Annotated in this window: 10 protein-coding genes, 1 tRNA gene and 1 pseudogene; 9 read left to right on the top strand and 3 right to left on the bottom strand. The window is 59.0% G+C overall.

Translation table 11 applies throughout. The features are described from left to right. Positions 1 to 36 precede the first annotated feature (36 nt). The gene (pnp, locus tag NK667_RS23215) at positions 37 to 2,142 is read left to right on the top strand and encodes a polyribonucleotide nucleotidyltransferase (RefSeq protein WP_046045794.1); all 2,106 of its coding nucleotides are present in this window, start codon (positions 37 to 39) and stop codon (positions 2,140 to 2,142) included. Positions 2,143 to 2,277: 135 nt separating this feature from the next. Next, a tRNA-Thr gene (locus NK667_RS23210) sits at positions 2,278 to 2,353 on the top strand. A gap of 9 nt (positions 2,354 to 2,362) precedes the next feature. On the opposite strand, the gene NK667_RS23205 is transcribed toward NK667_RS23210, so the two are convergent. After that, a complete protein-coding gene (locus NK667_RS23205; protein WP_249574183.1) occupies positions 2,363 to 3,181 on the bottom strand; it encodes a hypothetical protein in 819 nt (272 codons plus the stop codon). Positions 3,182 to 3,343: 162 nt separating this feature from the next. Here NK667_RS23205 and NK667_RS23200 point away from each other — a divergent pair, with 162 nt between their 5' ends. Then, positions 3,344 to 3,649, top strand: coding sequence for a DUF6388 family protein (locus NK667_RS23200; RefSeq protein WP_054050028.1), 306 nt, complete (start codon positions 3,344 to 3,346; stop codon positions 3,647 to 3,649). Positions 3,650 to 3,767: 118 nt separating this feature from the next. Here NK667_RS23200 and nadC read toward each other — a convergent pair whose 3' ends face one another. After that, on the bottom strand, positions 3,768 to 4,616 hold the full coding sequence (nadC, locus tag NK667_RS23195) for a carboxylating nicotinate-nucleotide diphosphorylase (RefSeq protein ID WP_054050026.1): 849 nt from the start codon (positions 4,614 to 4,616) through the stop codon (positions 3,768 to 3,770). A 361-nt stretch (positions 4,617 to 4,977) separates the two neighbouring features. Here nadC and NK667_RS23190 point away from each other — a divergent pair, with 361 nt between their 5' ends. From NK667_RS23190 to NK667_RS23170, 6 genes and pseudogenes are all read left to right on the top strand, one after another. Then, the gene (locus NK667_RS23190; RefSeq protein WP_054616161.1) at positions 4,978 to 7,185 is read left to right on the top strand and encodes a DUF1631 domain-containing protein; all 2,208 of its coding nucleotides are present in this window, start codon (positions 4,978 to 4,980) and stop codon (positions 7,183 to 7,185) included. Positions 7,186 to 7,249: 64 nt separating this feature from the next. Further along, positions 7,250 to 7,810, top strand: coding sequence for a 1,6-anhydro-N-acetylmuramyl-L-alanine amidase AmpD (gene ampD / locus NK667_RS23185; protein WP_054050023.1), 561 nt, complete (start codon positions 7,250 to 7,252; stop codon positions 7,808 to 7,810). Continuing rightward, positions 7,807 to 8,643 (top strand): regulatory signaling modulator protein AmpE, encoded by an 837-nt coding sequence (gene ampE / locus NK667_RS23180; protein ID WP_054050021.1) that lies wholly within the window; start codon positions 7,807 to 7,809, stop codon positions 8,641 to 8,643. Before ampD ends, ampE begins: the two co-directional genes overlap by 4 nt. Before the next feature lie 318 nt (positions 8,644 to 8,961). After that, positions 8,962 to 10,101 (top strand): annotated as a pseudogene (locus tag NK667_RS32875) (HAMP domain-containing protein); the annotation flags it as partial. Positions 10,102 to 10,245: 144 nt separating this feature from the next. After that, on the top strand, positions 10,246 to 10,959 hold the full coding sequence (locus tag NK667_RS32870) for a methyl-accepting chemotaxis protein (protein ID WP_413786158.1): 714 nt from the start codon (positions 10,246 to 10,248) through the stop codon (positions 10,957 to 10,959). A 257-nt stretch (positions 10,960 to 11,216) separates the two neighbouring features. Further along, complete coding sequence (locus NK667_RS23170; RefSeq protein WP_054050018.1) at positions 11,217 to 11,606, top strand: hypothetical protein; 390 nt, start codon at positions 11,217 to 11,219, stop codon at positions 11,604 to 11,606. Here the strand turns inward: NK667_RS23170 and NK667_RS23165 are convergent, their stop codons facing one another. Next, entirely contained in the window at positions 11,607 to 12,383 is a 777-nt protein-coding gene (locus tag NK667_RS23165; RefSeq protein WP_054616159.1) for a TatD family hydrolase, read from the bottom strand. Positions 12,384 to 12,386 lie beyond the last annotated feature (3 nt).

Raw genomic sequence — 12,386 nt, 5'->3', positions numbered from 1 at the left:
CAAGTTCCCCAAGAGCCACAAAGAAGGTAGGACACCGTGAACCCGGTAATCAAAAAATTCCAGTTCGGTCAGTCGACCGTTACCCTCGAGACTGGCCGTATCGCCCGTCAGGCCTCCGGCGCAGTATTGGTCACCGTTGACGATGACGTCAGCGTATTGGTGACCGTCGTTGGTGCCAAGCAAGCCGATCCAGGCAAAGGCTTCTTCCCGCTGTCCGTTCACTACCAGGAAAAGACTTACGCTGCCGGTAAGATCCCTGGCGGTTTCTTCAAGCGTGAAGGCCGTCCTTCCGAGAAAGAAACCCTGACTTCCCGACTGATCGACCGTCCGATCCGTCCGCTGTTCCCAGAAGGCTTCATGAACGAAGTGCAGGTAGTCTGCACCGTCGTTTCCACCAGCAAGAAGACCGATCCGGACATCGCTGCGATGATCGGTACCTCGGCTGCCCTGGCCATCTCCGGCATTCCTTTCGATGGCCCTATCGGCTGTGCACGCGTTGCGTTCCACGAAAGCACCGGCTACCTGCTGAACCCGACTTACGAACAACAGAAAGCTTCGAGCCTGGACATGGTCGTTGCCGGTACTTCGGAAGCTGTGTTGATGGTTGAATCGGAAGCCAAAGAGCTGACCGAAGACCAGATGCTGGGCGCAGTACTGTTTGCTCACGACGAGTTCCAGGTTGTGATCAACGCCGTTAAAGAACTGGCTGCTGAAGCGGCCAAGCCAACCTGGACCTGGACTCCACAGCCAGAAGCTACTGCTCTGCTGGGCGCTATCCGTGCCGAGTTCGGCGACGCTATCTCCCAGGCTTACACCATCACCATCAAGGCCGACCGTTACGCTCGCCTGGGTGAGCTGAAAGACCAGGTTGTTGCCAAGCTGTCCGGTGAAGAAGGCCAGCCTTCTTCCAGCGAAGTCAAAGCGGCTTTCGGCGAAATCGAATACCGCACCGTTCGCGAAAACATCGTAAACGGCAAGCCACGTATCGACGGTCGCGACACCAAGACCGTACGTCCGTTGAACATCGAAGTCGGTGTTCTGCCTAAAACCCACGGTTCGGCTCTGTTCACCCGTGGTGAAACCCAGGCTCTGGTCGTTGCTACACTGGGCACCGCCCGTGACGCACAACTGCTGGACACCCTGGAAGGCGAGAAAAAAGACCCGTTCATGCTGCACTACAACTTCCCTCCGTTCTCGGTAGGTGAGTGTGGTCGCATGGGTGGCGCTGGTCGTCGCGAAATCGGTCACGGCCGTCTGGCCCGTCGTTCGATTGCAGCCATGCTGCCGGCCGCCGACGTGTTCCCGTACACCATTCGTGTTGTGTCGGAAATCACCGAGTCCAACGGTTCGAGCTCCATGGCTTCGGTCTGCGGCGCTTCCCTGGCCCTGATGGACGCTGGTGTTCCGATGAAGGCACCGGTTGCCGGTATCGCCATGGGTCTGGTTAAAGAAGGCGAGAAATTCGCCATCCTGACCGACATCCTGGGTGACGAAGATCACCTCGGCGACATGGACTTCAAAGTAGCGGGTACCGCCAAAGGTGTTACCGCGCTGCAGATGGACATCAAGATCAAAGGCATCACCGAAGAAATCATGGAAATCGCTCTGGGCCAAGCCCTGGAAGCGCGCCTGAATATCCTCGGTCAGATGAACCAGATCATTGGTCAGTCGCGTACCGAGCTGTCGGAAAATGCTCCGACCATGATCGCGATGAAAATCGACACCGACAAAATCCGTGATGTTATCGGTAAAGGCGGCGCGACCATTCGTGCGATCTGTGAAGAGACCAAGGCTTCGATCGACATCGAAGACGACGGTTCGATCAAGATCTTCGGCGAAACCAAAGAAGCTGCTGAAGCTGCACGTCAGCGCGTTCTGGGCATCACCGCAGAAGCTGAAATCGGCAAGATCTACGTCGGTAAGGTTGAGCGCATCGTCGACTTCGGCGCATTCGTCAACATCCTGCCTGGCAAGGACGGTCTGGTTCACATCTCCATGTTGAGCGATGCTCGCGTTGAGAAAGTGACCGACATCCTGAAAGAAGGCCAGGAAGTGGAAGTACTGGTACTGGACGTGGACAACCGCGGCCGTATCAAGCTGTCCATCAAAGACGTAGCAGCAGCCAAGGCGTCGGGCGTTTAATCACCCCCGCCTGAACGCTTCAACGTTGTAAAAAAGGCCCCGCCGTGAAAACGACGGGGCCTTTTTTTGTCTGCGATTAACCGAGGCAGGGCTGGCGGTTGCGACTCGCGAAAGCTGTGCTAGGTTTAGCTCACCGCCCGTGTAGCTCAGTTGGTAGAGCAGCGCACTCGTAACGCGAAGGTCGCAGGTTCGACTCCTGTCTCGGGCACCACCGCTGCTGTTATTTCACCTTCCGGCTCAGGTCTTCGACTGTGCGTTTGAGCTGATCGAGTTGATTGTCCTGGTCGCTGACTTCCCGCTTCAGGTTGGACAGGTCGCTGGAACTTGAGCTGGAACTCGATCCGGCGCTGCGCTTGAGGTCTTCCACCTGACTGGCCAGTTTCTTCAGGTCGTTGTCCTGATCGCTGACTTCCCGCTTGAGGTTGGACACTTCGCTCGAGCTGGAACTGGAGCTTGAGCCAGTGTTGCGCTTGAACTCCTCCATCTGCTTGGCAAGGTCTTTCAGGTTTTTGTCCTGTTCCTCGACAGTACGCTTGAGGCTGGATATTTCATTGGTGCTCGAGCCGGTGCTGGTGCCGGTGTTGCGTCGGAGTTCTTCGATGAGGCGCGTTTGTTCACTGACGGTTTTCTTCAGGGTTTCGATTTCAGCCGCATTGGATTTAGCGGTGCCCTGTAACTTTTCCAGTTCATCAACACTAAGACTGGTGTTGACCAGTACGCTCTTGCCATACGAGTTATGGAGGGCGACGAGCGTATCGTTGTATGAAGTGCTTTCGGAGCTAAGCTCGATAGCCTGAGCCGTATTGGTCAGTGCCAGGTTGCCGAGCAGAAGGGCGGCCATGCCGGTTGCAAACAGGGAAGACGAAAGCTTTGGGAAATTGCGCATCACCTGAGTTCCTTGTGGAGTGCCTATATGGCACATCGCTATGACTTCGGTTTTCGAAACATGTTCCTCAGGGCGCGTAAAAATGGCATGGCTGGCGAGGGCATCCGCTTTTTTGTAGATTTGATGTAAACATGCATATAAATCGTCAGCCAAAGGTCCTATATTCGGTGCTCGCATGAGCACCACCGAGCTGTTTTCAGATGATCCCGAATGGTTCTGAAGGCCAGATAAGCCGGGCTTCACACGGTTTTTTGCGTCAGAGAGATCCTTGATGATCCAGATCCATCTTCCATTCCCCAGATCAGCGAGAACGACATGACTGTTAAAGAATTGACCCAAGAAGCCAGACACGAAGAAGCGCTGAAGAAGTACCTGCTGGAGTCGCCCCAGCTAGCCGGCGAGATCAAAGACCTGCCGGCTGACGATCAGAAAGACCAGATCCAGTGGGCGTTCGAGGATGAAGCGGAATCCCAGGGCCTGCAGCCTTGGGAGCTGACGCTCAAGTACACCTCGACTCCTGAGGAGTTCGAGGCGGCGCGCCTTGTTCTGCACAAGGAGGCGGCCGAAGTATTGGGCGTCGAGTGGGAAGAGTACTGCGAGATGAATAATCTGGTGGTTTGACCCAACAAATGTGAAACACCTGTGGGAGCGGGCTTGCTCGCGAAAGCGGTGTGTCAATCGACATCATTGTCGTCTGATACACCGCTTTCGCGAGCAAGCCCGCTCCCACATTGTTTGATCAGAGGCTGAGTCGCATCGACAGGTCCACAGCCTTCACATCCTTGGTCATCGCACCGATAGAGATGTAATCCACCCCGGTTTCGGCGATCGGCAGCAAGGTGCTTTCGTTGATCCCGCCGCTGGCCTCCAGTTTCGCCTTGCCGCCGTTCAGGCGCACCGCCTCGCGCATGTCATCCAGGCTCAGTTCGTCGAGCATGATGATGTCGGCGCCAGCCTCAAGGGCCTCCTTCAGCTCATCCAGGCTTTCCACTTCGATCTCCACCGGCTTGCCCGGGGCAATCTTGTGCGCGGCTTTAATCGCTTCAGGGATGCCACCGCAGGCAGCGATATGGTTTTCCTTGATCAGGAAGGCGTCATACAGACCGATGCGGTGGTTATGGCAGCCGCCGCAGGTCACGGCGTACTTTTGCGCCAGACGCAGCCCTGGCAGGGTTTTGCGCGTGTCCAGCAGCTTCACTTGAGTCTCGGCGACGAAATCCGCCAGAAACTGCGCGCGAGTCGCCACGCCAGACAGCAGTTGCAGGAAATTCAGCGCGCAACGCTCGCCCGTCAGCAGCGAGCGCGCCGGGCCTTCGAGGTGAAACAGCGGCTGATTGGGTTGCACCCGTTCGCCATCGCGCACCTGCCAGTGCACCGCCACGCGCGGGTCCAGTTGCCGGAAAACGGCATCGACCCAAGAGGTGCCGGCAATGACGGCTGCGTCGCGGGTGATGATGGTGGCTTTGGCCAGGCGTTCGGCCGGGATCAGTTGCGCGGTGATGTCGCCGCTGCCTATGTCTTCGAGCAACGCACGGCGCACGTTGGCTTCGATTTCGGCGGTCAAATCGGCGAGACGTAGATTCGGCATAACGGGCTCCACAAACAAAGTGGCTCGATTATAGGGCCATGGCGCGAAGCAACCCAAGGCATGCCGGGTGCCCAGATCGCTCTGAAACCTGCATTTGGTCGATTCGCGTGAGCATTTACCGCTAAGCCAGGGTCTGTTCTGTACGTCTATTTCAATGTGGGACGTAGAGTCCGCTGGCACAAGCGACCTGTTTTGCAGATAATCCGCCTTGCATTTGACGTCATAGCTTTGACGTCCCTTTGGGTCCCCGATTATTGAATGACAGCGGGTGGGCACTGTTCCCCGTTGGGCGTCGGCTGTGCGGCTTGCGCAAATCGATCTTTCTTAACGAACCGAAGCATCACCGTTCCAGGAGGCTTGGATGCACAACGACGGGAATGTAGTGCCTTTGCACAAGGCAGCTACCGACCAGGCGACTCACTCGCCGCTCGCCCGCCTGCCTGTGATTCTGCTTCAGGTTCGCGACAAGGCTGCGCAACAGCTGCGGCATGGTTTGCAGGAACTGTTCGATAACGCCGACGACACCCTGTTCGAAATGGCCGACCGGGCCCGCAACGACGTCGAACAGAACATCTTTTTCGAAGCCATGCGCGACTTGCGCCTCAAGCGCAAAAGCATTGAGCGCGGGTTTCTTGAACAATTCTTCGAGGCGTTCATCAGCCTCACGCAATACGACGTCACCCAGTCAGCCTTGCCTCAGGCATTGGCGTTCGATGCTGGCGCAGCGCTGCCCAACGACGACCTGGAGCGCAACGTCGCCGTGGAAGGCATGGTCAGCAAGGTGCTGAACCGGGAAGGTTTCGCCCTCGATCAACTGACCACGCGGCTCAGCGTGCTGTTGGGCAAGGAATTGCTCGAGCAGCACAACCCGCTGGGCCCGGCGCTGCTGTGCGAATATTTCCTGCAGGCCGGGCGCAATCTGGGCGTGGAGATCAAGGTCAAGCTGATCATCCTCAAACTGTTCGAGCGCTATGTGCTCAGCAGCGCCGATCAGCTCTACGCCGAAGCTAACCAACTGCTGATCGCCACCGGCGTGCTGCCCGAGCTCAAGCCAGCTCCGGCAAGGCGCGCTGCGGATCGTGCGGCGGCCAGCGCGCATGCCGAGCCCGTCGAGTCGGTTGTCCGATCCGGCAGTGCGCACATTGATGACAGCGTGCAGGAAGTTTTCGCCGCATTGCAGGAGCTGCTGTTTCACGTGCGCGGCAGTGTCGCGCCGACGCTCGAAGCCAGCGCCCCGGCCCAGCCGATTTCCACCCGCGACCTGCTGCGCCTGCTGTCGCACTTGCAGCAATACGTCCCGGCCCTGGCGGCTCAGGATGACTTCGACCTGCGCAACCAGCTCGAACAACTGCTGACCCGGGTCAGCGTCAAAAGTGGCAAGTCCCGGGTGGTCGGAGTCGCGGATGAAGACGTGATCAACCTGATCGCGATGCTCTTCGAATGCATTCTCGATGACCGCAATCTGCCGGATTCCCTCAAGGCGTTGATCGGACGCTTGCAGATCCCGATGCTGAAAGTCGCGGTGCTCGACAAGAGCTTTTTCAGCCGCAGCAGCCATCCAGCACGGCGCCTGCTCAACGAAATCGCCGACGCGGCCATGGGCTGGGGCGAGTGCGACGATCATGAGCGCGACACTTTGTACCTGCGCATCGAGCAAGTGGTGCAGCGGCTGTTGAATGACTTTGTCGATGACCCGGCGATTTTCTCCGAGTTGCTGGCGGACTTCCTGGCCTTTACCAGTGACGAGCGCCGTCGCAGCGAACTGCTGGAGCAGCGCACCCGCGATGCCGAAGAAGGCCGGGCCAAAACTGAACTGGCGCGTCAGCGGGTCGAACAAGCGCTGAACGAGGCATTGCTGGGCAAGTTACTGCCGCAAGGGGTGGTGGCGTTCGTCCAGGACGCCTGGAGCAAGGTGCTGTTGCTGACCTGCCTCAAGCACGGCGATCAGTCCGCTGAATGGCACGCCGATGTGCAGACCATGGCGCAATTGATTTGGAGCGTGCAGCGTCATGACGAAGCCGATGCGAGTCTGCGTCTGCTGTCGATGGTGCCGGGGTTGCTTAAATCCCTGCGCGATGGTCTGAGCAGCTCGGCGTTCGATCCCTTTGCCACCAGCGAATTTTTCAGTGAGCTGGAAGCCTTGCACGTTCAGCTGTTCGAACGCCCAACCCTGCCGCCGGAGCAGGCGGATGCGCCAGTGATGGTCGAGGTGCGCGAGGAAATCGTTTTGCGCACCGCCGATGAAGGCCCGGTCGAAACGGCCTCGGCGCGTTTGCCAGCGGACGATGCGGACCTGCTTCAGGTCGATCAGCTGCGCCTGGGTTGCTGGGTCGAGTTCCAGGAAGACGAAGAAAACACCCTGCGCTGCAAACTCGCGGCGATCATTGAAGCCACCGGCAAGTACATTTTCGTCAATCGCACCGGTATGAAAGTGCTGGAGCGCAGCCGCACCGGGCTCGCCCTGGAATTTCGCCGTGGCGTGGTGCGCACGCTGGACGATACGTTGCTGTTCGATCGGGCCCTGGAATCGGTGATCGGCAACTTGCGGCGTCTCAATCACGCCAAGTGATCGCGCGCCGAGGGTCTATCGCGGCATACTGGGCGCCAACACGGTCGTCGTTGAAGGAACCTGTATGCAGTTGGACCCCGCGAGCGGTTGGTGCCAGGGCGTAAACATATGCCCCTCGCCCAACTTCAATGCGCGCCCCTCAGATGAAATCTCCCTGCTGGTGATCCACAACATCAGCCTGCCGCCGGCGCAGTTCGCCACGGGCAAGGTGCAGGAATTTTTCCAGAATCGCCTGGATGTCACGGAGCATCCCTACTTTGAAGGGATCGCTGACCTGCGGGTGTCTGCGCATTTTCTGATCGAACGTGACGGCACGGTGACTCAGTTTGTCTCCTGTCTTGAGCGCGCCTGGCATGCCGGCGTGTCGAGTTTTGACGGGCGCGAAGTCTGTAATGATTTTTCCGTGGGCATCGAGCTTGAAGGCACGGATGATCTGCCGTTTACCGACGCGCAATATCAGGCGTTGACGACCCTGACCCGACAATTGCAAAGCGCTTTCACGGGCATTACTGCACAGCGAATTTGCGGACATAGCGACATCGCGCCCGGGCGCAAGACTGATCCGGGACCGGCGTTCGATTGGGCACGCTACCGCGCCGCTTTGGCAAAAGAGGAACAACAATGAGTTTTCTGGTGTTGCTGTTGGCTGTCTGGATCGAGAAATTCTCGGCCCTGCGCCATCGGGTTCAACGTGATGGCGGTTGGGTGCGCGAGCTGCACAAGCTTGAAGCCAACCCTCGTCTGAAAGACCAACCGTGGCTGGTGTTGCTGATATTGGTGTTGTTGCCGGTGGCGCTGCTCGGTTTGCTGCTGGTGGTGCTGGAGCCCGTGGCCTATGGCTTGCTGGCCCTGCCGGTGCATTTGCTGGTGGTGATTTACAGCCTGGGACGCGGCGATCTGCTCGGCGGTCTCGGTCCGTTTCGCGACGCCTGGCGCCGTGAAGACCTGCAAGCCGCCGCCCATGTGGCCAAGCGCGACCTGGACATCTGCGCCGACAGTGGCGAGCAACTGCTGGAGCGGGTTCAAGGACATTTGTTGTGGGAGGCCTACCAAAGCTTTTTCGCAGTGATTTTCTGGTACTTCCTGCTGGGGCCGGTGGCCGCGTTGAGCTATCGCTTGCTCGCCCTGGCCGAAGAGCACGGGCAGAACCCGGCAGTGGTCGAACGCGCCGCACAACTGCGCCATGCCTTCGATTGGGTGCCAGTGCGCTTGCTGGCGGCGAGTTTTGCCCTGGTTGGCAACTTTGTCGCGGTCGGTCGGGTGATGTTGCATGAGCTGCTGAACTGGAACATCAGCGCCGCCCAGTTGATCGAAAAGGTCGGGCTGGTGGCCGGGGAGATTCCCGCGCCGGTGGTCGGGCCGGATGGCATCAACAGCCTGGACCGCATCTGGGAACTGCTGCTGCGAGCGGCGGTGCTGTGGTATGCAGGGTTTGCGTTGTGGACGGTCCTTCCCTGATTACGCCGGCCCTGTAGCAGCTGGCGAAGCCTGCGTTCGGCTGCGAAGCAGTCGCCAATTCAGGCTTCGCGGTGTATCAGGTAAACCGAAGTATCAGTATTTACGACTGCTTCGCAGCCGAACGCAGGCTTCGCCAGCTGCTACAGGGTTGTGTGTGCTGCCGTTAACCTTAAGTTACAAAACCTCCCTCCGATTTGAGCTATACAGAGATAGCGCCCAATAGTGGCTATCTGCTGTATCTGTGCGCCTGCCAATAAAAATAAGAAATCCAAGGGAGACTTCACAGTGAAGAGCTTGCTCTATCCCGCTGTCGCGCTGATGAACCGCCTGAGCTTCGGCATGAAGTTCAGCCTGATCAGCGTGCTGTTTCTGGTGCCGATGCTGGTGACCAATTTTTACCTGGTGCGCGATTCCTATCGTGAGTTCCAGGGCACCCGTGTCGAATTGCAAAGCCTCGATCTGCTGGGCAGCAGCCTGACCCTGCGTCGGGATCTCGAAACCCTGAACAACCTCGTGCAAATCAACGTCACCCTCGGGCAGTCCGGCAAGGCCGGCGATGTCGAGACCAAGATCAGCGCCTTGGAGCAAAGCGTTCTGACGCGCCTGCAAGGCCTGACGGCAATGAGCATCGACCCGGAACAGATCACGGTTTTCGATGGCAAACGCGATGAAATGATTACCGCGTTCAAGGCCCAGCAAGCGGAAAACTCCCTGCAAAGCAAAAGTGCGCTGATCGGCAAGTTGCTCGGTAATGCACAGATTTTCAGCCAGATCATTGCCAGTCAGGCCGGTCTGAGCCGCGACACCCAGAGCGACATGCGCCAGCTGAGCGAACTGATCACCAATGTCACCCCGCCCGTGACGCAACTTCTGGGCGAAGGCCGGGCCATGGGCTCGCTGTCGCTGGGGCAGGGTTTTCTCAACTCGGCGTCGAGTACGCGTTTCGATGAATTGCTGGCGCAGATCGAGAAGCTTCAGGCGGAATATGGGCTGAAGTTGCACGATGCCTTGGGCTCCAGCAAGGCAGCGAACGAAACCCTGGCCGCGCAGGCTGACAGCAGCAAGGCATCCCTGAAAAAGGCCAGCGAACTGTTCGAAGAACAAGTGGTGATGGCCGACACGCTCGATGCGCCGTGGCAGGGTTTTTACGATCAGGTCACCGGCCTGATGGACCAGACCTACCAGCTCAATGAAGCGACCTTGAAGTTCCTCGGCAGCCAGTTACAGCAGCGGCTGGAGCAGAACCGCACCCACATGGTCATGCAGGCCGTGGCGCTGTCGGTGGTGTTTGTGCTGATCTTTTATCTCTACGGCGGTTTTTACTACTCGACCCGCACCACCCTCAAGCGCCTCGGCGCGGTGATGGACAAAGTGGCGGCCGGCGACATGACCGTGACCTTCAGCGCCCACAGCCGCGATGAGCTGGGCGAGTTGGGCGAGGTGTTCAACGGCACGGTGAAGAAAATCCACGACTTGATCGAGCGGGTCGGGCAGACCGTCGGCGAAGTCGAGCGTCAGGCCGGGCAGGTGGAAAGCGTTTCCGCACAGAGCAACCAGGCCGTGGCCGGGCAGCGCAGTCAGATCGAACAGGTCGCCACCGCGATGAACCAGATGTCGGCCACCTCGCTGGAAGTGGCGCGCAGTGCTGCGGCAGCGGTGAGTAGCGCCCACAGCGTCAACGACGAAACCCTCAGCGGGCGTGGGTTGGTGGAGTCCCAGCAGGGCAGCATTGCGGCATTGGCTGGCGAGATTGATCAGTCGGTGCTGGTGATCAATCAACTGGCCAGCGACAGCCAGTCCATCAGTCGGGTGCTGGAAGTGATCAAAAGCATCGCCGAGCAGACCAACCTGTTGGCGCTGAACGCGGCCATCGAAGCGGCACGAGCGGGGGAGCAGGGCCGTGGGTTTGCGGTGGTGGCGGATGAGGTCCGCACACTAGCCAAGCGCACCCAGCAATCGACTGAAGAAATCGAGCAGATGATCGCCAAGCTCCACGGCGGTGTTGGTGCGGCAGTCAAAGCCATGGGCGTCAGCCATCAAATGGCCAACGGCACCGTCGGGCAATCGGAAAAGGTACAGCAAGCCCTGGAAAACATCCTCGGGGCTGTAGGCATGATCGTCGACCAGAACCAGCAGATCGCCGCCGCCGTGGAACAGCAAACCGCTGTGGCCCATGACATCGACCAGAACATCGTCGAAATCAACCGCGCCGGCGAGCGCACGGCCGAGGGCGCGCACCAGACCGAAAATGCCAGCCGCGCATTGTCGGCGCAGGTGGTGGAGTTGAAACAATTGATCAGCGCGTTCCGGGTCTGAAGCATAAACCGGATCAAATGTGGGAGCGGGCTTGCTCGCGAAGACGGAGTGTCAGTCGACATCTTCCTTGACTGACACACCGCCTTCGCGAGCAAGCCCGCTCCCACAGGGGAATGTGTTCCAACGTCGGTACCGAACAATCTGTAGTACTTATTCCCATCGCCAGTACGTCATTTCCTGTTTTCCTGCAGGCTCTGGTTTTTGGTCTTCAATGAAGCAAGATCCATTTCTTAGACCTGCCCTGAGGAGGCCCGGTTATGTCTGCCGCTACGATTGGAATCCTGGGTCGCTGTGCCCATTGCCAGCGCACGCTGTTGCTGGAGCCCTGGCAACTCAACGCCATCGCGATCAACGAGCCGTTTACCTGTTCACACTGTGAAAACACCCTGCAACTGAACGATCCCAAGCAGATCAGGCGCTTCAAGTCCCTCGACTCCCTGGCATTGTTAAGGGCGAGCACGCTGGTGATGGTCTGCACCGCGTTACTGGTGGCGTTGGTGATGGAATGGGTCGGGATGCTCAGCGTGATGGAACAGCTGAATTTCTCGCTGCTGGCGATTTTCGTCTACTTCGCCGTGGTTAGGTTTGCCCGGCACCGGCAACACATCACCCTGACGCTTGAAGCGGCCAAGGCCCACGTCGACTGATTACCAGTTGAACAACTCGCAGGCATTGGCCGTGCTGACCGCGGCCAGTTGTTCGGGGCTGATCGCCATGATCTCGGCCAGTGCCGAGCAGATCGCCGGCAAGTGCGCCGGGCTGTTGCGCTGGCCGGGGAACATGGCGGGCGCCATGTCCGGGGAGTCGGTTTCCAGCACCACCGATTCCAGTGGTAGCTCGGCGAGTACACGGTGCATGCGCAGCGCCTGAGGCCAGGTCGCCGCGCCACCGAGACCCAGTTTGAAACCGAGCTTGATGTATTCCCGCGCCTCTTCCTTGCTGCCAGCGAAGGCATGGATGATGCCCGCGCGTTTCAAGCGAAAGCGCTTGAGCGTGGCGATCACCGCCGCATGGCTGCGCCGCACATGGATCAGCGCTGGCAGATTGAAATCCACCGCCAGTTGCAACTGAGCATCGAACAACGCCTGCTGGCGTTCGCGATCAAGGGTTTCGATAAAGTAATCCAGGCCGATCTCGCCCACTGCGCACACCTGTCGATGGCCGGCCAGCCGGGTCAGCCAGTCGCCAAGCGCGGTCAGGTCTTCGGGGCGATGATCCTCCAGATACACCGGATGCAAGCCGAACGCCGCGTGCAGATCCGGATCGCTCTGGACCAAATCCCAGACTCGCTGCCAATTGCCCTGATAAACCCCCAGCACCACCATCCGCCGCACCCCGAGGGCGCGGCTTTCGGCCAACAACGCCGAGCGATCGGCGTCGAAGTCCGGAAAATCCAGATGCGTGTGGCTGTCGATCAGCTCCACGGC

It is taken from the genome of Pseudomonas nunensis, from assembly GCF_024296925.1.
Classification (GTDB): domain Bacteria; phylum Pseudomonadota; class Gammaproteobacteria; order Pseudomonadales; family Pseudomonadaceae; genus Aquipseudomonas; species Aquipseudomonas nunensis.
This window is presented reverse-complemented; position numbering and strand designations above follow the sequence as displayed.

Coding starts and splice junctions, on each gene's coding strand:
- NK667_RS23200 (WP_054050028.1), top strand. CDS start 3,344: ATGACTGTTAAAGAATTGACCCAAGAAGCCAGACACGAAGAAGCGCTG.
- nadC (WP_054050026.1), bottom strand. CDS start 4,616: ATGCCGAATCTACGTCTCGCCGATTTGACCGCCGAAATCGAAGCCAAC.
- NK667_RS23190 (WP_054616161.1), top strand. CDS start 4,978: ATGCACAACGACGGGAATGTAGTGCCTTTGCACAAGGCAGCTACCGAC.
- ampD (WP_054050023.1), top strand. CDS start 7,250: ATGCAGTTGGACCCCGCGAGCGGTTGGTGCCAGGGCGTAAACATATGC.
- ampE (WP_054050021.1), top strand. CDS start 7,807: ATGAGTTTTCTGGTGTTGCTGTTGGCTGTCTGGATCGAGAAATTCTCG.
- NK667_RS32870 (WP_413786158.1), top strand. CDS start 10,246: ATGAACCAGATGTCGGCCACCTCGCTGGAAGTGGCGCGCAGTGCTGCG.
- NK667_RS23170 (WP_054050018.1), top strand. CDS start 11,217: ATGTCTGCCGCTACGATTGGAATCCTGGGTCGCTGTGCCCATTGCCAG.